This window comes from Paracoccus lutimaris (assembly GCF_003337565.1).
In the GTDB taxonomy this organism is placed as follows: Bacteria; Pseudomonadota; Alphaproteobacteria; order Rhodobacterales; family Rhodobacteraceae; genus Paracoccus; species Paracoccus lutimaris.
In genome coordinates, this window is the sequence record NZ_QPJL01000005.1 from 191885 (window position 1) to 213556 (window position 21672).

Here is a 21672-nt window from a genome sequence, read left to right on the forward strand (position 1 = left end):
GGGCCGCAGGGATTGGCGTCGAGGTTCAGGCCATGCCGCCCGCGACCAGCCGCTCGGCCAGCCGGGCGAAAGCCTGCGCCACCGGGCCGTCACCGGCCGCGACCGGCGTGCCTTCGTCGCCGGCCAGCCGCACATCGAGGTTCAGGGGAATCTCGCCCAGGAAAGGCAGGCCCAGCTTTGCGGCTTCGGCAGCAACGCCGCCATGACCGAACAGATGCGCCTCATGGCCGCAATTGGGACATATATAAGTAGTCATGTTTTCGACCAGCCCCAGCACTGGGGTTTTCAGCTTGTCGAACATGTCGATGGCGCGGCGCGCGTCGATCAGCGCCACGTCCTGCGGGGTCGAGACGATGATGGCGCCGCTGACCTGCGCCTTTTGGCACAGGCTCAACTGCACATCGCCGGTGCCGGGCGGCAGATCGACCAGCAGCACGTCCAGTTCGCCCCATTTCACCTGATTGAGCATCTGCTGCAGCGCACCCATCAGCATCGGGCCGCGCCAGACCACCGCCTCGCCTTCCTTCATCATCAGACCCAGCGACATGACGGTGACGCCATGGGCGTGCAGCGGCTCGATCATCTGGCCGTCACTGACCGGGCGCTGGCCGGTCAGGCCCAGCATGCGCGGCTGCGAGGGACCATAGATATCGGCGTCCAGCAGCCCGACCCGGCGCCCCTGCCGCGCCAGCGCCACCGCGAGGTTCGAGGTCAGAGTGGATTTCCCCACGCCCCCTTTGCCCGAGCCGATGGCGAGGATCCGCGCCACGCCACTGACCGGGGCCGGCCCGGCCTGCGGCGTCGGATGCCGCCCGATCTTGAGGCTGGGCGGCTCGGCGCCCGCAGGTACCCCCTCGCCCGAGCGCGCCACCACCTGCGGCGCCGGGCCACGGGGCGCGGCGGGCGCGGTCATCACGATCTGAACCTTCTGGTCGCCGGTCAGCGCGCTCAGGCGGTGCTGCGCCTCGGCCTCGACCGGGGCAAGGGCACGCGCAACCACCGCATCTGGGGCCTCGATCACGAATCGAATCGTTTCGGCATCGACATGCAGCGCCCGCAGCAGATCGTCGGAAACCAGGTTTCCACCCCCCGGAACCGCGATCCGCGCCAATTCCTCAAGCACACGTTCCCGTGATATCGCCATTTCATCCCCCAGAAGCAAAGCGCCGGCAGAATGACAAATGCCCCGGACGGCGGCAAGGCACCGTCGGCGGCGCCCGGATAAGGGCTTGTTCCCCCGCGTCACAAACCGGAAAACCCAGCGAAATTGGCGTTCTCCGCGCTGGAGATCACGAAATTTTACGGGATTTTAACGTCTTGTGTGCATCTCCCAGAAACAGATATGTCGTTTCTGCATAGCAGCATTTCACCCCGGCCCATTGTGCAAGTGCAGAAAACGAACCATGTTGGCCCTAACAAAGCGACAGGCAATCCGGCCCGCCGCGAACCCGCAAGAAGATGAGTAGATGAAATGGCTGTTCTCGTACTGAACCAAGGCACCGCCCGCAACGAAGCTGGCAACGGTCGCATCGCGAAATTCGTCGCCGACGCCCGTGATTACATGGCCCGCCGTTCGGTCTATCGCCAGACCCTGCGCGAACTGAACGATCTGACCGACCGCGACCTGGCCGACCTCGGCATGTGCCGCTCGAACATCCGCAGCGTGGCTTACGAAGCCGCCTGGGGTGCGAAGTAAGGAATAACGATACCCGACCCCCTCCTCCTCCCTGGGGTCTGGGTTCAGGCGGCATCCTCCCTCCTCCTCCCTGAGGATGCCGCCGCAAAAATTAGGTTCCGGAGAAGCCCTCTCCTCCTCCCTTGGGCTTCACGGTACTGGCGGCCTCCCCCCTCCTCCTCCCTGGGGATGCCGCCACCCAATACGGCAAGACCCGCCTCCTCCCTTGGGTCTTGCAGTTCCGGCGGCAGCCTCCCTCCTCCTCCCTGAGGGTGCCGCCAACCCATACGGCGCGATCCCACCTCCTCCCGGGATCTCGCAGTTCAGGCGGCACCCTCCCCTCCTCCTCCCTGGAGGGTGCCGCCGCAAATCCCCGCCCTGATGCGGGACGGAATACGACGCTCCCCCCTCCTCCCCGGGATCGTCGGCAGCGGTCAATGGCTCCTCCTCCCTGCCATGACCGCGACCTATACGCGGCCCCTCCTCCTCCCTGGGCCGGCGTTGTGCGGCGGCGCCCCCTCCTCCTCCCTGGGCGCCGCCGCTTTTCATTTCCGGCTGCCGGATATAGGGGGAAATCATGTTGTCCTATCAGCACGCCTATCACGCCGGGAATCTGGCCGACCTGCACAAGCACGCGCTGCTGGCGTGGATGCTGGATTACCTGTGCGCCAAGCCCAAACCGCTGAGCTATCTGGAAACCCATGCCGGGCGCGGGCTTTACGACCTTGGCGGCCCGGAATCGGAAAAGACCGGCGAGGCCCGTGCCGGCATCACCCGTGCCCTGGCGCAGGACTGGCTGCCCGCGGATCACCCCTTGCGTCAGGCGCTGGACCAGATCCGCGCCCTGCACGGGCCGCAGGCCTATCCCGGCTCGCCGCTGATCGCCCGCTATTTCCTGCGCCCCGAGGATGAGGCCCATCTGGCCGAGTTGCACCCGGCCGAGCACGACGCCCTGGCCCGCGTCGGCGGCTTCGCGCATCTGCACCGTCAGGACGGGTTCCAGATGGCCAATGCGATCTGCCCGCCGACGCCCCGGCGCGGGCTGCTGCTGATCGACCCAAGCTATGAGATCAAGGCCGATTACGACGCGATCCCGCGCCATATCGCCAAGCTGGCGCGGAAATGGAATGTCGGCACCATCGCGCTGTGGTATCCGATCCTGACCGATGGCCGGCAGGCACCGATGGTCGAAACGCTGCGCGCCGCAGATCCCGAGGCACTGCTGTCCGAGGTCCGTTTCCCGCCCGCGCGGCCCGGCCATGGCATGGTCGGATCTGGCATGTTCGTCATCAACCCACCCTATGGTCTGAGTGACGAGGCCGCGCGGATCGAGGCGCTTTACGATACGCTATAGGCCAGAGCTGCCGCGATCCGGCGGTCGGTTGGATCCTCGGGGCCGTCCGCCCATGGCCGGAAGCGCAGCCGGAATGCCGCGAGCCGCGCCGGATCGTCGGGATAGCCGATGCGGGTCAGGCTTTCGGCCAGGGGCAGATCATCACCCGCCGCCCCCGCGGGCCAGACCGCAAGGCCCTGCACGGCCAGCCGCCGCCAGTCGAAACGTGGGCCGGGGTCCGATTTGCGCCCCGGCGCCATGTCGGAATGGCCGATCACCCCTGCCGCAGGAATGCCCCAGCGCGCCACGATCTGATGCAAAAGCCGCTCCAGCGCCGCCATCTGCGGCTCGGGAAAGGGGCTGTCGCCGGGATTGACCAGTTCGATGCCGATGCTGCGCGAATTCACGTCGTCGCGCCCCAGCCAACTGCCGGCGCCGGCATGCCAGGCGCGGCGGTCCTCGGGGACCAGCGCCTCGGTGCGGCCGTCCTCATGGATCAGCCAATGGGCACTGACCTCGGCTGCGGGATCGCAGAGCCGGGCGCGGGCCGAAGGCCCGTCCGCCATGCCGGTATAATGAATGACGACCAGCTCGGGCCGCTGGCCGCGCCGGTCGCCGTGATTGGGCGAAGAGCTCAAAGCCCGGAGGCGTTGCGCACCGGGCGCGGGTCCCAGCCGCAGACGAAGCCGTCACCATCGGGATCCATGCCCTTGGGGTCCAGAATCGGGCCGCCCGCCGAAATGAAGGCGCGCTGCGCGATATCCGCCGAGGCATAGCCCGAGCAGCTGCGCCCGGCATCCAGCACCGAACCGCCGGTCCGGGCCTGAGGCCGCTTATAGACCTGAGAGCCGGGGTTTTGCTGTTCCTGATGGGCATAGCGCACCAGCACCGGGGTCGAGCCGGGATAGGGTCCGCTGGTCGTCACCGGCATGGTCGCGGGAACATTCTTGGGGGCCCTGGCGGTGACAGTCACCGTGCCTGCGGCCTTGGTCTGCGTGGGCACAGTCCCCGCGATCTCGGCCGCAGTCGGCGCCTTGGCCGGCAGCTCGACCGGAATCACCGAGGGCACCGCGCCCCGGCCATGCAGCGCCGCCTCGCGTTCATGCATGTATTTAGCATAGCTCGTACCATTATGCATGCCGCTGTAATTCGGGTTCCAACCCGTATTTTCGCCGCAAGCGGCCAGCGCCAGCACCGACAGGATCACAAGGTTTCGCATCCGTCTCTCCTGTAAAAGGCCGCTCACCACCAGCGCGCGGGTTTCGCCGTGAAGCCTGCCGCAGATTCGAGGCTCTGCGCAAGGTTCAACAGACCGGCTTCATCCCAAGGACGGCCAATGAGCTGCATTCCCAGCGGCAGGCCCTGCTTGTCCAGGCCCACCGGCACCGAAATCCCCGGCAGGCCGGCCAGGTTCACGGTCACGGTGAAGACGTCGTTGAGATACATCTCGACCGGGTCCTTGCCCGACATCTCGCCCAGGCCGAATGCGGCGCTGGGGGTGGCGGGGGTCAGGATCGCATCGACGCCCGCGGCATAGGCCTGATCGAAATCGCGCTTGATCAGCGCGCGGACCCGGCGGGCGCGGTTGTAATAGGCGTCATAAAAGCCTGCCGACAGCACATAGGTGCCGATCATGATGCGGCGCTGCACTTCGGGGCCGAAACCTTGGGCGCGGGTCTTTTCATACATCTCGACCACGCCATCGCCCGCGCCCAGCTTGGCGCGGCGGCCATAGCGCACGCCGTCATAGCGCGCGAGGTTCGAGGACGCCTCGGCCGGGGCGATGACGTAATAGGCGGGCAGCGCGTATTTCGTATGCGGCAGGCTGATATCGACGATCTCGGCCCCGGCATCGTGCAGCATCTCGGCCGCCTGACGCCACAGCGCGTCGATTTCATCCGACATGCCCTCCATGCGGTATTCGCGCGGAATGCCGATCTTTTTGCCGCGAATATCGCCGGTCAGCGCGGCCTCGTAATCGGGGATCTCGCGCTCGGCGCTGGTCGAATCCTTGGGATCGACCGAGGCCATGGCCCCCAACATGATCGCCGCGTCGCGCACGGTCTTGGTCATCGGCCCGGCCTGATCCAGCGAGCTGGCAAAGGCGATGACGCCCCAGCGGCTGACGCGGCCATAGGTCGGCTTCAGCCCCACCGTGCCGGTGAATGCCGCAGGCTGGCGGATCGAGCCGCCGGTATCGGTGCCGGTCGCCGCCAAGCACAGGTCAGCTGCCACCGCCGCGGCCGAGCCGCCCGAGGAACCGCCCGGCGTCAACTGCCGCCCATCGACTTTCCACGGGTTCACCACCGGCCCATAGCACGAGGATTCGTTCGAGGACCCCATGGCGAATTCATCCATGCTGAGCTTGCCCAGCATGACCGCGCCCGCGTCCCACAGGTTCTGCGTGACCGTCGATTCATATTGCGGCAGGAAACCGTCCAGAATGCGGCTCGCGGCCTGCGAGGGCACGCCCTTGGTGCAGAACAGATCCTTGATCCCCAGAGGAATCCCGCACATCGCGGGCGCGTCACCCGACTGGATGCGTTGATCCGCCGCCGCCGCCATGGCGCGCGCGGCATCGGGCGTGCGGTGGCTATAGGCGTTCAGCCCGTCGGCGCATTCGATGGCGCTCAGGCAGGCCTCGGTCAGGTCAAGGCTGGTGAAATCGCCCTTGCGCAGCCCGTCGCGGGCGCTGGCAATGGTCAGTTTGTTCAGATCGCTCATTCCACCACCTTCGGCACGGCAAAGAAGCCCTCGCGCGCATCGGGCGCATTCTTCAGGATCAGGTCCTGCATCTCGCCATCGGTGACGATATCCACGCGCCGCTTCAGCCGCATCGGCTCGACGCCGGTCATCGGCTCGATGCCTTCGACATCGACCTCGTTCAGCTGCTCCATGAAATGCAGGATGCCGTTCAGCTCCTGCGCCAGGGCCGGCAGGTCCGCGTCATCGACCGCAATCCGCGCCAGATGCGCGACCTTGCGGGCTTCATCCTCAGTGATCGCCATGGGGGCTCCTTTCGCTTGGCCGGGGTTTTACCGGGGCAGCCGGGGCGGGGCAAGCGCGCAAGGCCCGTGCCGCGCCGGAACTTTACGCGCGCGCCCCGGCTTGGCAGGATGCGACCTGCATGAAAAGGAGCCGCCCCATGAAAATCACCTGGCTTGGCCATTCCGGCTTTCGGCTGGAAATCGAAGATGCCGTGATCCTGATCGACCCCTGGCTGTCGGGAAACCCGATGTTCCCCGAGAATCGCCGGGCCGAGGCCATCGCCGGCGCCACCCATGTCCTGTTGACCCATGGCCATGGCGATCATACCGGCGACACGATTTCCATCGCGCGCGAGCTGAACATCCCCGTGGTCGGCATCTATGACCTGATGAGCAGCTGGCAGACCCATCAGGCGATCGAGACCATCGGCTTCAACAAGGGCGGCACCGTCGATCTGAATGGTGCCCGGGTGACGATGGTGAACGCCACGCATTCCTCGTCGATGGAGGGGAATGAAGGCCCGGTCTATGCCGGCCACGAGTCGGGCTACATGATCGCGGGCGAAGATCATGTGATCTATGTCTCGGGCGACACCGACATCATGGCCGACATGGAATGGATGGGCGACTATCACCAGCCCGATATCGGCATCCTTTGCGCGGGCGGGCATTTCACCATGGACATGCGGCGCGCGGCCTATGCGGCGAAACGCTATTTCGACTTCAAGACCGTGATCCCCTGCCATTACCGGACCTTCCCGCTGCTCGAACAGAATGCCGATGCGCTGAAGGCAGGCCTGCCGGGCGTGAACGTGATCGAACCCGAGGTTCTGGTCCCGATCACGCCATAGCGCGGGTCAGGGCCAGCGATAGCCGTTCGGGGCGGGCTCGGGACGCGCGACCGGCCCGGCGGGGGCGAATATCTCGACCAGCAGCGGATAGCAGGTGACGGTATCGCTGGAATGCTCGGAGCCGCAATCGCCGCCCGGACAGGCCGAGAGCCCGCCGATCAGGTCGATCTCGGCGAACATCTCCAGATAGTCGCCGGGGCGCACCGGGCTTGCCTTCATGAAATACTGCCCGGTATCGCGGGTGAAGCCGGTGCACATGAAGACGTTGAGGACATCATGGACCAGCGGCTCGGCCTGATCGCGGGGCAGGCCCAGTTCCTCGATCAGGGCATAGGTCAGGTTGTTGTGGCAGCAATGGTGATAGTCCTGCCCGCTCAGCAGGTGATGGGTATAGGGATCGCAGCGCGTGCCGATCACGTCATGGACCGAGCCGCCGAATTCGTCGATGCCGTACCATTCCAGCGTATCCTCGGTGATCGTGGCCAGGGGGCGCAGATGCGGGAAATTCGACCACAGCCGGTCGCCCCGCGTCAGATGCGTGCCGTGCAGGGCGCGGGTCTTGCCGGAGTAAAGCCGCTCGGTCGGGTCGGCGGCGGACCAGATATCCAGATCGCCGACCTGCGGCCCCTCGACGCTGGTGATACGAAAGAAATGCCCGGCGGGGACGCGAAAACAGCGCCCCGCGCGCGGCGGCACCAGACATTCGCCGCTCTTGCGCGCGCCCGCCCGCGCCCTGGCCAGCGTTGCCAGATCGGGGTCCGGCAGGGTCTCGTTGGGGTAGCAGATGACGGGCTTGATGGCGCGGCGCGCGACAGCATCCAAGGGGATCATGTGGTATCTCCTGACAGCCGGGTGACGATCCGCCCATGCTAGGCGTCACCCGCCCGCCCCATCAAGATATCTTCGCCCCTGCGTCACGGGCAGCATGGATATTTGAATGAAGAAGAAAGACAGCCGCGATTTCTTCTTCACTCAAATATCCATGCGGCAGAGCCATCAGGCGATGGGCGGGACGTCCGGGCGCATCCGCCAGACACACGAAGGCCCGTCATGCAGGCGTTAGGACTGCTGGTCAGGCGGCAAGACGGCGGTCGGCCTCGAGCGGCATCGGCTCATAGCTGAAATAGCCATACATCTGCTCCAGCACCGCCAGCGACTGCTGCGCAACACGGTCGCGAGCGGGGTCGATCACAGCCAGATTGCCAGCGATTTTCAGGGGGTTTTCGGGGGTATTCATCTTCGCTCTCCGGATCGAAGGACAGGGTTCTCCCTGAGCGAAGTTTAACGCCGCGCCGCAGCACAATCCATGGCTGCAACGCGGCGTCATTGTCGCAGGGGGCGCAGATCAGACGATCCGGTCCACCATCATATGCTTGATCGAGGCGATGGCCTTGGCCGGGTTCAACCCTTTGGGGCAGGTATTGGTGCAGTTCATGATCGTGTGGCAGCGGTAAAGCTTGAAGGGGTCTTCAAGCTCGTCCAGCCGCTCGCCCGTGGCCTCATCGCGCGAGTCGATGATCCAGCGATAGGCCGCCAGCAGCGCCGCCGGGCCAAGATAGCGGTCGCCATTCCACCAATAGCTGGGGCAGGAGGTCGAGCAGGAGGCGCAAAGGATGCATTCATAAAGCCCGTCCAGCTTCTTGCGATCCTCGATCGACTGGCGCCATTCCTTGTCCGGGGTCGGCGTCTCGGTGATCAGATAGGGATGGACCGAGGCGTGCTGGGCGTAGAAATGCGTCAGGTCCGGCACCAGATCCTTGACCACCGGCATATGCGGCAGCGGATAGATGTTCACGTCGCCCTTGATCTCGTCCATGCCATAGATGCAGGCCAGATGGTTGCCGCCGTCGATATTCATCGCGCAGGAACCGCAGATCCCCTCGCGGCAGGACCGGCGAAAGGTCAGCGTCGGGTCGATCTCGTTCTTGATCTTGATCAGCGCGTCCAGAACCATCGGTCCGGTCTTGTCCAGATCGATGAAATAGCTGTCGATGCGCGGGTTTTCCCCGCTATCCGGGTCCCAGCGATAGATGTTGAAGCGGCGGATATTCGTGGCGCCCTCGGGCTTGGGCCAGGTCTTGCCGACCCGCATGCGGCTGTTCTTGGGAAGGTTGAATTGGACCATTGGGGTCTCTCCTGGTGGTCAGGCCGGACGCGCGGCGAAGCGGTCGTGGCGGATATTGGCATGCGGCCAGCGGGTCGCAAAGGACCACATCAGGCCGCGATAGGCGGCATGCCCCTTGCGGGCGACGGTCTGGAAAAGGCTCGACGGGCGCAGGTTGCGCGGCAGCTCGTTCGAGAGCCAGCCCGCCTCGCGCGGCAGGGTCCAGGGCAGGATGCCGCGCTGGAAGAGCCAGGCGCAAAAGGGAATGTCGCAGGCGCCGGCATTGGGTTCGATCTCGGACAAAGGCGGGATCGACGAGCCGCGCGCGCAAAGCGTGCCGGTGCCGAGGATCGAGGCGCCCAGCACCTGATCGGCGGGCTGGTGGAACAGGTAATTGTCCCAGACCGTCTGTCCTTCGCCGCGCGGGCCGACATAGACATTGGCCTGATAGCCGACGACATTGCCCTCGGGGCCGATGGCGTCCAGATGCGCCAGCGTGCGGGTCACGTAATCGGGCGGATAGCCGATATCGTCATCGATGGTGAAGACGATGTCCTCGGGCGCGGGGGTGAACCAGAACTTGCCGGCATCCTTGACGTCGCGGTCGGGAATGACCGCCGTCACCTTCGGGTCCTTGGCCAGAAAACCGGGGATATCCTCATAGCCGTTCAGCACCACGAACAGATGGTTTACCTGCGGCAGGATCGCCTCGCAGGTCTTGCGCAAGAGCCGGCGGCGCGGCGGAAAGGTGGCCAGATGGGCGCGGATCATGCGTAGCCCCATCCTGGCGGCTGGCCGATGCAGATGCGGATCCAGGGTTGCATGCTCATGCCGCCCCCCCGATTGCAGAGGCACCGTTGCGACGGTGTTCGGCTTCGGCCTCCGCCCCCGAGATTGGCAGCGGATGGGCGCTGGTCCCCGACGCCCTGGGATGCGCTGGCGACCGGAAATCCACGTTGAACAAGGGCTGATGGCGCGCGACAAGATTGGCAATCTTGTTGCGGGCATGAGGGTTGATCCCGGATGCGTTCACCTGTCGCAGGAACTCGAGCGCACCTGCGTTCAGCCGCATCATAGCGGGCTGGTCCAGCGCCTCCATGGCGTCAAGATCCCCGTCCGAGAGACCCGCCAGACGCAAGAGCTGCAGACCAGGCCGCAACAGGTTTTTTTCGTCCTCGCTGGCGAAGCGGACCACCTTGCCGGCCCCGATCGCGTCCGAGAGGCGCGTGCTCAGGTCGTCCCAGTCAGCTATCTCTGCGATCATCTGCAGAAACTGCGGGTAGGTCCCGCTATAGCCATCCGTCCTGATGACCTGTCCCCAGACACTTTCCAGCCATTTATCCATCTGGCGCGAGTAGAAGGCGATCCGGACATCAAAACCGCGCGCCTCATCGACAAGGATCCTGGCGATCCTGGGCATCATGGGGAAAAAATATGCCTCGCCGCCATTCCCCGGCAACGCCCCGGCAAGATTTTCATGCGTCAGAAGGACCGGCAGGTCGTTCTGAGGCAGACCCGTCAGGATCTCCGAAAAGGCCTTGCGCAGCTTTCCTTCGGTCTCGCTGTCGGGGGCAAGGCTGTAGGCAATCGCCGCGCGACCGATCGGCTGGGTCGCAACGCCGGTCAATTGGCAGGGAACAACCAGACGCCGGGAAAGCTGCCGGATATTCCGCGCAACGAAGTGGTGAAACGACGTCGAGCCGGTTTTGGGAACGCCCATATGGATGACCAGCCGGCGCGCGCCATGTGCGGACGGCATCGTATCGTCCATGCGGATCATTTCCCGCCCCAGCCCGGCTGCTGATACAGCGATTTGCTGGGCGCCTGACCCGAACGGCTGCGCACGCAGCTGTGGAAGATCATCTCGGGGTCGCGCGACGCGTATGAACGGTCGGGGGTGAAATCCACCCCCACCCCGGCGCCGCGATAGCCGCCCGAGCCGATGCCGATGCTGATCCGGGGCTGGGCGGTCATGCCGACCCCCGGATCGCTGAGGTTCTGGCTGCAATAGCGCTCGGCCTCGGCCACGGACATTTGTGGCGGCTGCGCACAGGCGGCCAGCCCCAGCATTGCCGGGGCCAGAACCATCAGCACCCGCCGGGCGCCCATCAGGCGACGCCCTTGGCGGCGGCGGCCGCACCCGCGATGCATTGCGAGGTCGCCGGCCGGCCCACGATCGAGGCCACGGCATTCCCCGCCCCGTCCGCACCGGAATCGGCGATGCTGGCCAGTTCCGCCGTGGTGGCGTTCTGCAGCACGCAATCGGTATAGGGCGCGACATTGGCGCCGGGCAGGCGCTTGGCCATCTCGCGGTTGACGACCACCCGCGCCGAGCTGCGGATCGCCACATCCGGCGACGGCGTCGTCACCTGAGGCAGCGGCGCAGGCGCGGGGGCCATGCCGGGGTTCTGGATCACGCAGCCCGACAGGGCCAGCGCGGCAGTGGTCAGGATCAGGGGAAGACGCATCAATAAACCCTCGCTTTGGGTGCGATCTTTTTCAGGTCGATCCCGCCCTGCTCTGCCGTGGTCAGAGGCTCAAGATGAACGGGCCGATAAGCCAGTTTAACATCGTTGCCTTTCACCCATGCAAGCGAGTGCTTGCGCCAATTGGCATCATCCCGCTCGGGCCAGTCTTCATGGGCATGGGCGCCGCGGCTTTCCTTGCGCGCCTCGGCGGCGATGATGGTCGCCAGCGCATTGGGCATCAGGTTCGTCAGCTCCAGCGTCTCCATCAGGTCGCTGTTCCAGATCAGGCTGCGATCGGTGACCTTGAGATCATTGAGCTTGGCGGCGATGGACTTCATCTTTTCGGCGCCCTCGGCCAACGTCTTGTCGGTGCGGAAGACGGCGGCGTCAGCCTGCATGGTCTTTTGCATCTCAAGCCGCAGATCGGCGGTCGGGACCGAACCATTGGCATTGCGGATGCGGTCAAAGCGGTCCAGCGCCTTTTGCACGCCCTCCTTGTTGGTGGCCGGGATCGGCGCGGCGCGGTCGATCACCTCGCCAGCGCGGATCGCGGCGGCACGGCCAAAGACCACAAGGTCGATCAGGCTGTTCGAGCCAAGGCGGTTCGCGCCATGCACGCTGGCGCAGCCGGCCTCGCCCACAGCCATCAGGCCGGGGAAGGTGGCGTCCGGGTTGGCTTCGGTCGGGTTCAGCACCTCGCCCCAATAGTTCGTGGGGATGCCGCCCATGTTGTAATGCACGGTCGGCAGGATCGGGATCGGCTCGCGCGTCACGTCAACACCGGCAAAGATCTTGGCCGATTCCGAAATGCCCGGCAGACGCTCATGCAGGCTTTCCGGCGGCAGGTGCATCAGGTTCAGGAACATGTGGTCCTTGTGCTCACCAACGCCGCGGCCTTCGCGGATCTCGATGGTGATGCAGCGCGACACCACGTCGCGGGACGCAAGGTCCTTGTAGGTCGGGGCATAGCGTTCCATGAAGCGCTCGCCCTCGCTGTTGGTCAGGTAGCCGCCCTCGCCGCGCGCGCCCTCGGTGATCAGGCAGCCCGAGCCGTAGATGCCGGTCGGGTGGAACTGCACGAACTCCATGTCCTGCAAGGGCAGGCCCGCGCGCGCCACCATGCCGCCGCCGTCGCCGGTGCAGGTATGGGCGCTGGTCGCGCTGAAATAGGCGCGGCCATAGCCGCCTGTCGCCAGCACCACCATCTTGGCGTTGAAGACATGGATGGTGCCGTCATCCAGCTTCCAGCAGACGACGCCGGTGCAGCGGCCATCGGTGATGATCAGGTCCAGCGCGAAATATTCGATGAAGAACTCGGCCTTTTCCTTCAGCGACTGGCCGTAAAGCGTGTGCAGGATGGCGTGGCCGGTGCGGTCGGCGGCGGCGCAGGTGCGCTGCACCGGCGGGCCTTCGCCGAATTCGGTGGTGTGGCCGCCGAAGGGGCGCTGATAGATCTTGCCCTCTTCGGTGCGCGAGAACGGCACGCCGTAATGTTCCAGCTCATAGACCGCCGCCGGGGCCGAACGCGCCAGATATTCCATGGCGTCGGTGTCGCCCAGCCAGTCCGAGCCCTTGACGGTGTCGTACATGTGCCATTGCCAGTTGTCCGGCCCCATGTTCGACAGCGACGCGGCAATGCCGCCCTGCGCGGCGACGGTGTGGCTGCGGGTCGGGAAAACCTTGGTCACGCAGGCGGTGCGCAGCCCCTGCTCGGCCATGCCCAGCGTCGCGCGCAGCCCGGCCCCGCCGGCGCCCACGACCACCACGTCATAATCATGCGTTACATATTTGTATTCAGCCATGGCGTGGTTTCCTCAGACGACGACGATCGCGCCCAGACCCATGCGGGCCAGCGCGTAAAGGGCACAGGCGATGACCGCCCAGCCAAAGATGACGGAAGCGATGATCGCCGCCTTGCGGGCACCGCCCTGCAAGTAATCGTCGATCATGATCCGCGTGCCCTTGATGAAGTGGATCATGCCCACGGTCACGAACAGCGCGGTGATGATGGCCGGGAAGGGGCGGCCGAAATAGACCAGCAGCAATTCGCGCGGCAGGCCGATCGCGCAGGCGACGGTGATCATGAACAGCGGCGTCAGCACAAGCAGCGCGACGGCGGTGACGGTCATGGCCCAGTGGTGCTGCGTGCCCGAATGGGCGGAGCCCAGACCTTCGGCGGCTTTCAGCGGGGTGATATAGCGCATGATCCCTGCCCTTTCAGAAAATGAAGAAGACGATCAGCGTCAGTACGGCCAGGCCGACCGAACCGGCGATCAGCGCCTGGCTGGATTTCTGCGCCTGCTCGATGTTCATGCCATAGCCCGCATCATAGAACAGGTGCCGGATACCGGCCAGCAGGTGATACCACAGCGCCCACATCGAGCCGGTCAGAACGATGAAGCCCAGCCAGGACCGCACCACCCAGTCGGCGCAGGCGAATGCACCGGGCGAGCTGACAGCGGCCAGAAGCCACCAGACGATCAGCACGATACCCGCAACCAGTGCATGGCCGGTGATGCGGGTCAGGATCGAGGTGATTGCGGCAAGGGGCAGGCGATAGACCTGCAGATGCGGTGACAGCGGCCGGTTGCCCCGGTTGACGTCAGCCATGTTGCGCTCTCCTGCGTTCAGGGGCCCTCGGCGCGTCGGCTGGCGGCGAGGGCTGGCCGGGATTTTCGTTTTTTTCGCTTCTAGTCGTTTTCTGGCATCTGTCACCAAGGGATTCCAGACGAAAGAACCAAGCTTACCGATTTTTGGATTTTGTGATCACGCACTCGCCGCCTGTGATCACATGGGGCGGAATTGTTTGCGTTACCAGCCGGGACTCAGCCGCGCGCAAGCCTCATGGATTTGGATCAGCCCCCCGGGACGAGTCCCCCACGCAGGATTCGCAAGATCGCTCCACCGGAATCCGACCTGTGGCAAGATTTGTGATCACCTGCGCCGAAAGGCCGCAGAGCCGCCGCTATTGCTGGCCCAGCTTCATCTCGGGGTGATATTCGGCCTCGATTTCCTTGGTGACGGCCTGCGCCATGCGCATCACGCCCTTTTGCGGGTCGAATGCCATCGAGGGCGCGCCATGCAGCGACCAGCCCTTCGACAGCGCCTCGCTGACGCGGTGGCAGAATTGCGAGGTATCGTCCTCGGTGATGCAGCGATAGATCGTGGTCACGTCAGCCTCCGAAGGGGTTATAGCCAAGCCAGGCGTGGATCAGCCCCACCACCAGCGTCACAAGAACGGCGCCCGCGGCAGCCATGATTTCCTTGCGCACGGGTACCGGCCCCGCAGGCGGCGCCCAGTCCGGCTGGGCGCGGTTGATCACCACCATCTCGACCAGCGCCCAGATCCCCAGCCCGCCAAACAGCACGAATGAGGGTAGATCGCCATTCGGCAACAGATGCGCAAAGGCCCAGAGCGCAAAGCCGGTCAGCTGCGGATGGCGCAGATGACGGGTGATCCGCGTCTTCATCCCATCCGCCGCATATAGATAGAAAGCCAGCAGAACCAGCAGGTTGTTGATGCCCTTCAAGGGCGCGGTAGCGCCCCACCAATAGGGGCCGTCCGCCATCCGATAGCCGATGACCATCAGGACGACCGAGACCAGCAGCGCCCCCGCGACGCCGCCGCGCCCGATGCTTGCGCGCAGGCCCGGCGCCACGCGTTTCAGAAGATGTGCCGCCCACCAAAGCGCGACGCCCAGTATCAGGATGACCATCTGGCTGCTCTCTCTCGCTGGATGTTAATTGCCGTCACTTTGCCATCATGAGGCGCTGCGGGCAATCGCCTCGGCCATGGCCAGCGTGGCGCGGGCGGTTTCGGCATGCAGGTTCTCGACGATGCGGCCGTCCAGAACCGCGACGCCAAGCCCCTGCGCGCGAGCCTGATCAAAGGCGGCGATCTGGCGGCGCGCCAGCTCGATCTCGGCCTCGGAGGGGGCGAAAACCTCGTTGGCGATGTCCAACTGGTCGGGATGGATCAGGGTCTTGCCGTCAAAACCCATGTCGCGGCCCTGCTCGCATTCGGCGCGCAGGCCGGCCTGATCCTGAAAGGCGTTATAGACGCCATCGACGATGATCCGGCCATGGGCGCGGGCGGCCAGCAGGCACAGGCCCAGCCCCGCCACCAGCGGCGCCCGGTCGGGACGAAAGCGGGCATGCAGGTCCTTGGCCAGGTCGTTGGTGCCCATGACCATGCCGGTCAGGCGCGGATGGGCGGCGATCTCGGCCGCTTTCAGCATGCCCTCGGGGGTTTCCAGCATCGCCCAAAGCGGCGTGGTCGGAATCAGCGCGGCGGCGCGGTCCAGACTGGCGCCGCGGCTGACCTTGGGGATCAGCACGCCATCGGCATCGCGGGCAAAGGCACGGGCGTCGGCCTCGCCCCATTCGGTCTCAAGCCCGTTGATGCGCACGATCCGCGCCCGACCGCCGTAATCGGCCAGCAGCGCGCGGGCCAGCAATTCGCGGGCATGCAGCTTTTCCGCCGGGGCCACCGCATCCTCAAGATCGAAGATGATGGCATCGGCCGGCAGGGTGCGGGCCTTTTCCATTGCCCGTGTATTGGCGGCGGGAATGTAAAGCACCGAGCGATAGGGGCGAGCCATTCGGACCTCTTACATATTTCCCCGCAAGATTGTCGGGTTGCGGGCGGAATCGCAAGTAGGCGCGGGCCTAGATTCCGTCCCAGATCAGCTTGATCGAGACCACGGCCAGCGACCAGGTGATGAACTTGTAGAAATAGTTCGCCGGCACCCGCCTGACGATCCAGAGCCCGGCGCCGACCCCCAGCAGTGCCGGCACCACCAGCACCGCCGAGACCGACAGATTGTGCGGCGAGAGCTGCCCCAGCGCCGCATAGGGGATCAGCTTGACCGCATTGGTGATGGCGAAAAAGATCGTGGTGGTGCCGGCGTATAGCATCGGCTCCATCCGCATCGGCTGGACATAGATCTGATAGGGCGGTGCGCCGGAATGCGACACAAAGCTGGTATAGCCCGACAGCGCCCCCCAGAAACTGCCAAGCACCCCCGACGGCCCATGCGCCGGGCCTGACAGCCCCGGGCGCAGCAGCGCATTCAGCGAAAAGGCCAGCCCGATCAGCCCGACGATCAGCCCGACCTGCGCCTCATTGACCAGCCGCGCGGTGGCCCAGCCCAGGGCGATGCCGCTGAGCATGCCGGGGATCAGCGTGGCCAGCACCCGGCGGTCGAAGCTGCGCCGGAAGGCGATCAGCCCGCCGATATCCGAGACGATATAGACCGGCAGCAGGATCCCCGCCGCCTGTACCGGCGAGATCACCAGCGCCAGCAGCGGCACGCCCAGCATGCCGACCATCGACAGGCCGCCCTTGGCCAGACCGACGGCAAAGGCCGCGACGCAGCCCAGCACCCAGCCCCAGATTCCCAGCTCGCCCAGATCCATCGCCCACTCCGTTCCCGCGCATTTCCGCCTAGTCCAGCCGGCAAGCCGGCGCAACGCGCAAGATCGCCCGATGTTAGCGCTTGACAGGACAGGATTTCCGCCGCGCCCGTCAGGCAAGGCTTGCGATTCTCATTCCAAGGGACTACGCCACCGCTCGAACCATCAAGGAAATCGGAGGTTACAATGGCCCGACCCAAGATCGCACTCATCGGTGCGGGACAGATCGGCGGCACGCTGGCGCATCTGGCGGCGATGAAGGAACTGGGCGATGTCGTCCTGTTCGACATCTCCGAGGGCACGCCGCAAGGCAAGGCGCTGGACATCGCGGAATCGGGCCCCTCCGAGGGCTTCGACGCCGTGATGAAGGGCACCAATGATTATGCCGACATTGCCGGCGCCGATGTCTGCATCGTGACGGCCGGCGTGCCGCGCAAGCCCGGCATGAGCCGCGACGATCTGCTGGGCATCAACCTGAAGGTCATGAAATCGGTCGGCGAAGGCATCAAGCAGCATGCCCCGAACGCCTTCGTGATCTGCATCACCAACCCGCTGGATGCCATGGTCTGGGCGCTGCGCGAGTTCAGCGGCCTGCCCGCCGAGAAGGTCGTCGGCATGGCCGGCGTGCTCGACTCGGCCCGCTTCCGCCACTTCCTGTCGCTGGAATTCGGCGTCTCGATGCGCGACGTGACCGCCTTTGTTCTGGGCGGCCATGGCGACACCATGGTGCCCCTGGCCCGCTATTCGACCGTCGCCGGCATCCCGCTGCCCGATCTGGTCAAGATGGGCTGGACCACGCAGGAGAAACTGGACGCGATCGTCCAGCGCACCCGCGACGGCGGAGCCGAGATCGTCGGCCTGCTGAAAACCGGTTCGGCCTTCTACGCCCCGGCCACCTCGGCCATCGAGATGGCGGAAAGCTATCTCAAGGACCAAAAGCGCGTCCTGCCCTGCGCGGCCTTCGTCAAGGGCGCCTATGGTCTGGACGGGCTTTATGTCGGCGTGCCGACCGTGATCGGCGCGAATGGCATCGAGAAGGTCATCGACATCAAGCTGGACAAGGACGAACAGGCGATGTTCGACAAGTCCGTCGAGGCGGTGCAGGGCCTGGTCGCAGCCTGCAAGCAGATCGACCCCTCGCTGGCCTGAGCCCGGCACCCAGGGAACGAAAAAAAGGCCCCGCAGGTTCGACCTGCGGGGCCTTTCCTTGCAGAACCCGCCTTAGACGAACTGGAAGTCCGAGGCGTCAAGCCGCGCGGCTTCGACGCCCACCAGCGTGATGGTGCAGTCGCCGAACTTGACGACGGCATGCGCGCCACCGCGGGTCGAGGTGATGGTCAGGTCAATGAACTCGTCATAGACCCCCTCGCCCTGGATCAGGATCCGGTCGGGGCCGTTCTCCCAGCCGATGATCCGATCCGCACCCGAGTCAGCCTTAAAGGTGAACACATCCGCACCGGCACCGCCGAACAGCGAGTCGTTGCCCGCATGCCCGGCCAGAAAGTCATTGCCCGTGCCGCCGAACAGCTTGTCATTGCCCCCCGAACCGAACAGCCGGTCATTGCCCGCAATGCCATACAGGACGTCATCCCCCGAGCCGCCATTCATGTCATTGGCAAGCCCGCTGCCGATCAGCCGGTCGGCATAGTTCGAGCCGATCACGTTCTCGATCGAGGCCAGCATGTCCATCCCCTCGCCGCCGCCGATCGCCTGGGCGGTGGTCAGCGACAGGTTCACCTGAACAATGCCCGTGGCATGAAGATAGCTCAGGCTATCCGTGCCGGCGCCGCCGCTGAGCGTGTCGTCGCCGTGACGGCCAACCAGGAGGTCGTTGCCGTCCCCGCCATCGACCTCGTCATGCCCCTCGCCGGCGTCCAGCACGTCATTGCCTGCACCGCCCAGCAGCGTGTCGTTCCCCAGCCAACCGTACAGGTTGTCATTGCCAAGGCCGCCATCGACATTGTCAGCGCCGCGATGGCCGACAAGCCGGTCGTCGCCCGCCAGCAACTCGATGCGACTGCCATTGATGATGGCCTGGACGCCGGTCAGGTTGAAATTGTCGCTGCTGGCCGTCCCCGACAACGCGTGACCGCCGAAATCCATGGCCTCGACGCTGACGACGGTGTGGGCGGTCAGCATGAACTGGTTCGCGATCACATCGGCGCCAAGCAGGATGGTGTCGGTTCCGCCGCCGCCAAGACAGGTGTCATTGCCGACATCGCCGGACACGATCATGAAGAGGTCATTGCCGGCGCCGCCGTCCAGACGGTCATTGCCGCTGTTGCCGGTCAGGCTGTCGGCGCCGTCACCGCCGCGCAGCGTGTCATCCCCCGCACCGCCATCGACAAGGTCCTGGCCGATATGCCCGGTATAGCTGTCGGCGCCGGCACCCAGATCGACGACCCGGCTGTTGACGATCATCTGCACGCCGCTGATGTCAAAGACATCATTCGCCGCCGTCCCCGACAAGCTGTAGCTGCCAAGATCCAGCGCCTCGACATCGACGATATTGGCCGCGGCCATCTGCAGCAGGGTGGTGCTGATATTGTCGGTCAGGCGGATGATGTCGATCCCCACGCCACCGTTGAAGGTGTCACTGCCGATCAGGCTGCCATACAGGGTGAAGATATCCGCCCCCTCGCCGCCGTCCAGGCTGTCATTGCCGTCGCTGCCGAACAGGCTGTCGTCGCCGGCGCCGCCGATCAGCGTGTCATCGCCCCGGCCGCCATCGGCGAAGTCCGAGCCCTGATGACCGGTAAAGCTGTCATTGCCGCCCTGCATCGAAAACCAGCGCGCATTCTGCACCAGGGTGATGCCGCTGATGTCGATGATGTCGTCGCCCTCGGTGCCGCCAAGGTGATAATCGCCGAAATCCAGGGCCTCGATGTCGCTGAGATTGGCGCTGGTCAGCAACAGCTGCGCGGCCGCCAGATCGTCGCTCAGACGGATGATGTCGTTACCGGTGCCGCCGACGTAAGTGTCGGTGCCGGGCTCGCTGCCATCAAGGAGAAACAGGTCATTGCCCGCCGCCCCGGTCAGGCTGTCATCGCCTGCGCCGCCGCCCAGCGTGTCGTCGCCGTCGCCTCCGACCAGCGCGTCGTCGCCACCGCCCCCGGTCAGCGTGTCATTGCCCGCACCGGCATCGACCATGTCGGCACCCTGATAGCCGGTGAAGGCATCATTGCCGTCGTTGAGCAGGATCCAGCGGTAAACCGGCACGGTCGAGATGCCGCTGATATCGAAGATATCGTCGCCATTGGTTCCGCCAAGCTGGTACGCGTCGAAATCCAGAATCTCGGTATTGATCGCATTGCTGCTCAGCAGGAATTGCGCGACCGCGACATTGGCATTCAGGCGGACGGCATCAATTCCGTCGCCCCCATCATAGGTGTCATAGCCGAAATAGTTGCCGCCAATGTAGAAAACATCATTACCACCGCTACCATTTATCGTGTCCGCACCACCGCCGCCGGTGATGGTATCCGGATCAGTCGTACCGCTCAGGATTTCTGAAGCGTCTGTTCCATTGATAATTGCCACGGTAAATCTCTCGATTTGGTTGATCAGGGCTTATTGCCCAAGGCGGAATCAGCGCGAGAGCCGTGAATACGTCAATATGTTTATTAATAATATCAGCATATTAATTCCCCGACTTCTGATTTCCCGAAGAAAACCGTGACCACCGCGACCTTTAGGGTCCAGACTCATTGAATTTCACAGCCAGAACAAGACGGTTGCGGCGAGCATGATCGCGGAGAAGAAGGTTTCCGGGCAGCGGTCGTATCGGGTGGCGACGCGCCGCCAATCCTTCAGACGGCCGAACATGATCTCGATGCGGTTGCGCCGTTTGTAGCGCCGCTTGTCGTATTTGACGGCCTTCTTGCGGGACTTCCGACCGGGGATGCAGACCTTTATCCCTTTGTCTTTCAACGCTTCTCTGAACCAATCGGCGTCATAACCTCTATCCGCCAGCAGCCAACCCGCCTTCGGCAGACTGCCCAAAAGAGCCGCGGCGCCTGTGTAGTCGCTGACCTGCCCGGCGGACATGAAGAACCCGATCGGCCGCCCCTTGGCATCGGCAACGGCATGCAGCTTGGTGTTCATGCCACCTTTGGTCCGCCCGATCTGACGTTCGCGCCCCCCTTTTTTACGCACAGGCTCGACGCCGTGCGGTGCGCCTTGAGATAGGTCGCATCGATCATGATCGTCTTGTGCTCGGCGCTCTCAGCGGCCAGGCCGACCATGATTCGGGCGAAGACCCCGTTGTCGCTCCAGCGCTTCCAACGGTTGTACAGGGTCTTGGCGGGCCCGTATTCCTTCGGCGCATCACACCACCGCAACCCATTGCGGTTGATGAAGATTATGCCACTGAGAACGCGGCGATCATCGACGCGGGGCTTGCCATGACTCTTGGGAAAGAACGGCTTCAGGCGTTCCATCTGGGCGTCGGTCAGCCAGTAAAGATTGCTCATCGATCAGGTCTCCTTGCGGAGCCTGAATCATGCCAAACGCCTGAAAACAATGGGTCTGGAGCCTAGGCTCCAGACTCATTGATCTTCACAGCCAGAACATGACTGTTGCGGCGAGGGCGACGGCGGATAGGAAGGTCTTGGCGGATCTGTCATAGCGGGTTGCGACCCTGCGCCAGTCTTTCAGCCGACCGAACATGATCTCGATGCGGTTGCGGCGGCGATAGCGCCGCTTGTCGTAGCGGACAGCTTTGCCGCGTGACTTCCGACCGGGGATGCAGGGGCGTATCCCCTTGTCTTTCAACGCATCTCGGAACCAGTCGGCGTCATAACCCCGGTCCGCGATCATCCACTCGGCATCAGGCAGACT

At 64.7% G+C, this 21672-nt stretch carries 27 protein-coding genes; 5 read left to right on the forward strand and 22 right to left on the reverse strand.

What is annotated here, in order from left to right; genetic code table 11:
• Positions 1-25: 25 nt before the first annotated feature.
• The gene (locus DFP89_RS07025) at positions 26-1144 is read right to left on the reverse strand and encodes an Mrp/NBP35 family ATP-binding protein (protein WP_114348713.1); all 1119 of its coding nucleotides are present in this window, start codon (positions 1142-1144) and stop codon (positions 26-28) included.
• A 327-nt stretch (positions 1145-1471) separates the two neighbouring features.
• Here DFP89_RS07025 and DFP89_RS07030 point away from each other — a divergent pair, with 327 nt between their 5' ends.
• Both DFP89_RS07030 and DFP89_RS07035 read left to right on the forward strand, forming a co-directional pair.
• A complete protein-coding gene (locus DFP89_RS07030) occupies positions 1472-1696 on the forward strand; it encodes a DUF1127 domain-containing protein (RefSeq protein WP_114348714.1) in 225 nt (74 codons plus the stop codon).
• 556 nt (positions 1697-2252) lie between these two features.
• Positions 2253-3029: a 23S rRNA (adenine(2030)-N(6))-methyltransferase RlmJ gene (locus DFP89_RS07035; RefSeq protein WP_114348715.1), complete on the forward strand. Its 777-nt coding sequence runs from the start codon at positions 2253-2255 to the stop codon at positions 3027-3029.
• On the opposite strand, the gene DFP89_RS07040 is transcribed toward DFP89_RS07035, so the two are convergent.
• From DFP89_RS07040 to gatC, 4 genes are read right to left on the reverse strand one after another with little or no spacing between them, the layout of a single operon-like run.
• Positions 3014-3646, reverse strand: coding sequence for an N-acetylmuramoyl-L-alanine amidase (locus tag DFP89_RS07040; protein ID WP_114348716.1), 633 nt, complete (start codon positions 3644-3646; stop codon positions 3014-3016). The genes DFP89_RS07035 and DFP89_RS07040 overlap by 16 nt on opposite strands.
• A complete protein-coding gene (locus DFP89_RS07045; RefSeq protein WP_114348717.1) occupies positions 3643-4227 on the reverse strand; it encodes a hypothetical protein in 585 nt (194 codons plus the stop codon). The genes DFP89_RS07040 and DFP89_RS07045 overlap by 4 nt, the downstream gene beginning before the upstream one ends.
• Before the next feature lie 23 nt (positions 4228-4250).
• Positions 4251-5732 (reverse strand): Asp-tRNA(Asn)/Glu-tRNA(Gln) amidotransferase subunit GatA, encoded by a 1482-nt coding sequence (gene gatA / locus DFP89_RS07050; protein ID WP_114348718.1) that lies wholly within the window; start codon positions 5730-5732, stop codon positions 4251-4253.
• Positions 5729-6016, reverse strand: coding sequence for an Asp-tRNA(Asn)/Glu-tRNA(Gln) amidotransferase subunit GatC (gene gatC, locus DFP89_RS07055; protein WP_114348719.1), 288 nt, complete (start codon positions 6014-6016; stop codon positions 5729-5731). Before gatC ends, gatA begins: the two co-directional genes overlap by 4 nt.
• Before the next feature lie 137 nt (positions 6017-6153).
• On the opposite strand from gatC, the gene DFP89_RS07060 reads away from it, so the two are divergent.
• Positions 6154-6846 (forward strand): metal-dependent hydrolase, encoded by a 693-nt coding sequence (locus DFP89_RS07060; RefSeq protein WP_114348720.1) that lies wholly within the window; start codon positions 6154-6156, stop codon positions 6844-6846.
• A 6-nt stretch (positions 6847-6852) separates the two neighbouring features.
• Here DFP89_RS07060 and DFP89_RS07065 read toward each other — a convergent pair whose 3' ends face one another.
• Positions 6853-7677 carry an urea carboxylase-associated family protein gene (locus tag DFP89_RS07065; RefSeq protein WP_114348721.1) on the reverse strand — a complete coding sequence of 275 codons (825 nt, stop codon included), beginning with the start codon at positions 7675-7677 and terminating at the stop codon, positions 6853-6855.
• Positions 7678-7783: 106 nt separating this feature from the next.
• Here DFP89_RS07065 and DFP89_RS21005 point away from each other — a divergent pair, with 106 nt between their 5' ends.
• Positions 7784-7909, forward strand: a complete 126-nt coding sequence (locus tag DFP89_RS21005) for a hypothetical protein (RefSeq protein WP_281271199.1) — start codon at positions 7784-7786, stop codon at positions 7907-7909.
• A gap of 9 nt (positions 7910-7918) precedes the next feature.
• Here the strand turns inward: DFP89_RS21005 and DFP89_RS20290 are convergent, their stop codons facing one another.
• The 13 genes from DFP89_RS20290 to DFP89_RS07125 form a co-directional block, all read right to left on the reverse strand.
• A complete protein-coding gene (locus DFP89_RS20290) occupies positions 7919-8083 on the reverse strand; it encodes a hypothetical protein (RefSeq protein ID WP_181870275.1) in 165 nt (54 codons plus the stop codon).
• Between the two features lie 108 nt (positions 8084-8191).
• A complete protein-coding gene (locus DFP89_RS07070) occupies positions 8192-8971 on the reverse strand; it encodes a succinate dehydrogenase iron-sulfur subunit (protein WP_114348722.1) in 780 nt (259 codons plus the stop codon).
• Between the two features lie 18 nt (positions 8972-8989).
• Positions 8990-9721 carry a hypothetical protein gene (locus DFP89_RS07075; protein WP_114348723.1) on the reverse strand — a complete coding sequence of 244 codons (732 nt, stop codon included), beginning with the start codon at positions 9719-9721 and terminating at the stop codon, positions 8990-8992.
• Positions 9722-9776: 55 nt separating this feature from the next.
• Complete coding sequence (locus DFP89_RS07080; protein WP_114348724.1) at positions 9777-10721, reverse strand: hypothetical protein; 945 nt, start codon at positions 10719-10721, stop codon at positions 9777-9779.
• Between the two features lie 5 nt (positions 10722-10726).
• Positions 10727-11059: a hypothetical protein gene (locus tag DFP89_RS07085; RefSeq protein ID WP_114348725.1), complete on the reverse strand. Its 333-nt coding sequence runs from the start codon at positions 11057-11059 to the stop codon at positions 10727-10729.
• Positions 11059-11418, reverse strand: a complete 360-nt coding sequence (locus DFP89_RS07090) for a hypothetical protein (protein ID WP_114348726.1) — start codon at positions 11416-11418, stop codon at positions 11059-11061. Before DFP89_RS07090 ends, DFP89_RS07085 begins: the two co-directional genes overlap by 1 nt.
• Entirely contained in the window at positions 11418-13220 is a 1803-nt protein-coding gene (sdhA, locus tag DFP89_RS07095) for a succinate dehydrogenase flavoprotein subunit (protein WP_114348727.1), read from the reverse strand. Before sdhA ends, DFP89_RS07090 begins: the two co-directional genes overlap by 1 nt.
• 12 nt (positions 13221-13232) lie before the next feature.
• Positions 13233-13622, reverse strand: coding sequence for a succinate dehydrogenase, hydrophobic membrane anchor protein (locus DFP89_RS07100; protein ID WP_114348728.1), 390 nt, complete (start codon positions 13620-13622; stop codon positions 13233-13235).
• Between the two features lie 13 nt (positions 13623-13635).
• Complete coding sequence (sdhC, locus tag DFP89_RS07105; RefSeq protein ID WP_114348729.1) at positions 13636-14028, reverse strand: succinate dehydrogenase, cytochrome b556 subunit; 393 nt, start codon at positions 14026-14028, stop codon at positions 13636-13638.
• A gap of 355 nt (positions 14029-14383) precedes the next feature.
• On the reverse strand, positions 14384-14590 hold the full coding sequence (locus DFP89_RS07110) for a DUF1737 domain-containing protein (protein ID WP_114348730.1): 207 nt from the start codon (positions 14588-14590) through the stop codon (positions 14384-14386).
• A gap of 1 nt (position 14591) precedes the next feature.
• A complete protein-coding gene (locus tag DFP89_RS07115; protein ID WP_114348731.1) occupies positions 14592-15134 on the reverse strand; it encodes an NnrU family protein in 543 nt (180 codons plus the stop codon).
• A 45-nt stretch (positions 15135-15179) separates the two neighbouring features.
• The gene (locus tag DFP89_RS07120) at positions 15180-16019 is read right to left on the reverse strand and encodes an HpcH/HpaI aldolase/citrate lyase family protein (RefSeq protein WP_114348732.1); all 840 of its coding nucleotides are present in this window, start codon (positions 16017-16019) and stop codon (positions 15180-15182) included.
• 67 nt (positions 16020-16086) lie between these two features.
• On the reverse strand, positions 16087-16836 hold the full coding sequence (locus tag DFP89_RS07125; protein WP_181870276.1) for a sulfite exporter TauE/SafE family protein: 750 nt from the start codon (positions 16834-16836) through the stop codon (positions 16087-16089).
• 183 nt (positions 16837-17019) lie between these two features.
• Between DFP89_RS07125 and mdh the strand changes: the two genes are divergently transcribed.
• The gene (gene mdh, locus DFP89_RS07130) at positions 17020-17982 is read left to right on the forward strand and encodes a malate dehydrogenase (RefSeq protein ID WP_114348733.1); all 963 of its coding nucleotides are present in this window, start codon (positions 17020-17022) and stop codon (positions 17980-17982) included.
• Positions 17983-18054: 72 nt separating this feature from the next.
• Here mdh and DFP89_RS07135 read toward each other — a convergent pair whose 3' ends face one another.
• From DFP89_RS07135 to DFP89_RS07145, 3 genes are all read right to left on the reverse strand, one after another.
• Positions 18055-20373, reverse strand: a complete 2319-nt coding sequence (locus DFP89_RS07135; protein WP_114348734.1) for a calcium-binding protein — start codon at positions 20371-20373, stop codon at positions 18055-18057.
• A gap of 174 nt (positions 20374-20547) precedes the next feature.
• Positions 20548-21305 (reverse strand): IS5-like element ISSpo7 family transposase gene (locus DFP89_RS07140; protein ID WP_425452644.1). Its coding sequence is split into 2 segments (ribosomal slippage): positions 20548-20984 and positions 20984-21305, totalling 759 coding nucleotides; the frame shifts between segments, so codons are not numbered across the junction.
• Positions 21306-21390: 85 nt separating this feature from the next.
• A partial coding sequence (locus tag DFP89_RS07145; protein WP_147273283.1) for a transposase occupies positions 21391-21672 on the reverse strand: 282 nt, incomplete at its 5' end.

Excerpts from the sequence above, each read along its gene's own strand:
- DFP89_RS07100 (WP_114348728.1), bottom strand. The coding sequence starts at position 13,622 with ATGCGCTATATCACCCCGCTGAAAGCCGCCGAAGGTCTGGGCTCCGCC.
- DFP89_RS07115 (WP_114348731.1), bottom strand. The coding sequence starts at position 15,134 with ATGGTCATCCTGATACTGGGCGTCGCGCTTTGGTGGGCGGCACATCTT.
- DFP89_RS07120 (WP_114348732.1), bottom strand. The coding sequence starts at position 16,019 with ATGGCTCGCCCCTATCGCTCGGTGCTTTACATTCCCGCCGCCAATACA.
- DFP89_RS07030 (WP_114348714.1), top strand. The coding sequence starts at position 1,472 with ATGGCTGTTCTCGTACTGAACCAAGGCACCGCCCGCAACGAAGCTGGC.
- DFP89_RS07060 (WP_114348720.1), top strand. The coding sequence starts at position 6,154 with ATGAAAATCACCTGGCTTGGCCATTCCGGCTTTCGGCTGGAAATCGAA.
- DFP89_RS07075 (WP_114348723.1), bottom strand. The coding sequence starts at position 9,721 with ATGATCCGCGCCCATCTGGCCACCTTTCCGCCGCGCCGCCGGCTCTTG.
- DFP89_RS20290 (WP_181870275.1), bottom strand. The coding sequence starts at position 8,083 with ATGAATACCCCCGAAAACCCCCTGAAAATCGCTGGCAATCTGGCTGTG.
- DFP89_RS07025 (WP_114348713.1), bottom strand. The coding sequence starts at position 1,144 with ATGGCGATATCACGGGAACGTGTGCTTGAGGAATTGGCGCGGATCGCG.
- DFP89_RS07045 (WP_114348717.1), bottom strand. The coding sequence starts at position 4,227 with ATGCGAAACCTTGTGATCCTGTCGGTGCTGGCGCTGGCCGCTTGCGGC.
- DFP89_RS07090 (WP_114348726.1), bottom strand. The coding sequence starts at position 11,418 with ATGCGTCTTCCCCTGATCCTGACCACTGCCGCGCTGGCCCTGTCGGGC.
- sdhA (WP_114348727.1), bottom strand. The coding sequence starts at position 13,220 with ATGGCTGAATACAAATATGTAACGCATGATTATGACGTGGTGGTCGTG.
- DFP89_RS07085 (WP_114348725.1), bottom strand. The coding sequence starts at position 11,059 with ATGGGCGCCCGGCGGGTGCTGATGGTTCTGGCCCCGGCAATGCTGGGG.
- DFP89_RS07125 (WP_181870276.1), bottom strand. The coding sequence starts at position 16,836 with ATGGATCTGGGCGAGCTGGGAATCTGGGGCTGGGTGCTGGGCTGCGTC.
- DFP89_RS07080 (WP_114348724.1), bottom strand. The coding sequence starts at position 10,721 with ATGGACGATACGATGCCGTCCGCACATGGCGCGCGCCGGCTGGTCATC.
- gatC (WP_114348719.1), bottom strand. The coding sequence starts at position 6,016 with ATGGCGATCACTGAGGATGAAGCCCGCAAGGTCGCGCATCTGGCGCGG.
- DFP89_RS07035 (WP_114348715.1), top strand. The coding sequence starts at position 2,253 with ATGTTGTCCTATCAGCACGCCTATCACGCCGGGAATCTGGCCGACCTG.
- DFP89_RS07065 (WP_114348721.1), bottom strand. The coding sequence starts at position 7,677 with ATGATCCCCTTGGATGCTGTCGCGCGCCGCGCCATCAAGCCCGTCATC.
- DFP89_RS21005 (WP_281271199.1), top strand. The coding sequence starts at position 7,784 with ATGAAGAAGAAAGACAGCCGCGATTTCTTCTTCACTCAAATATCCATG.
- mdh (WP_114348733.1), top strand. The coding sequence starts at position 17,020 with ATGGCCCGACCCAAGATCGCACTCATCGGTGCGGGACAGATCGGCGGC.
- sdhC (WP_114348729.1), bottom strand. The coding sequence starts at position 14,028 with ATGGCTGACGTCAACCGGGGCAACCGGCCGCTGTCACCGCATCTGCAG.
- DFP89_RS07070 (WP_114348722.1), bottom strand. The coding sequence starts at position 8,971 with ATGGTCCAATTCAACCTTCCCAAGAACAGCCGCATGCGGGTCGGCAAG.
- gatA (WP_114348718.1), bottom strand. The coding sequence starts at position 5,732 with ATGAGCGATCTGAACAAACTGACCATTGCCAGCGCCCGCGACGGGCTG.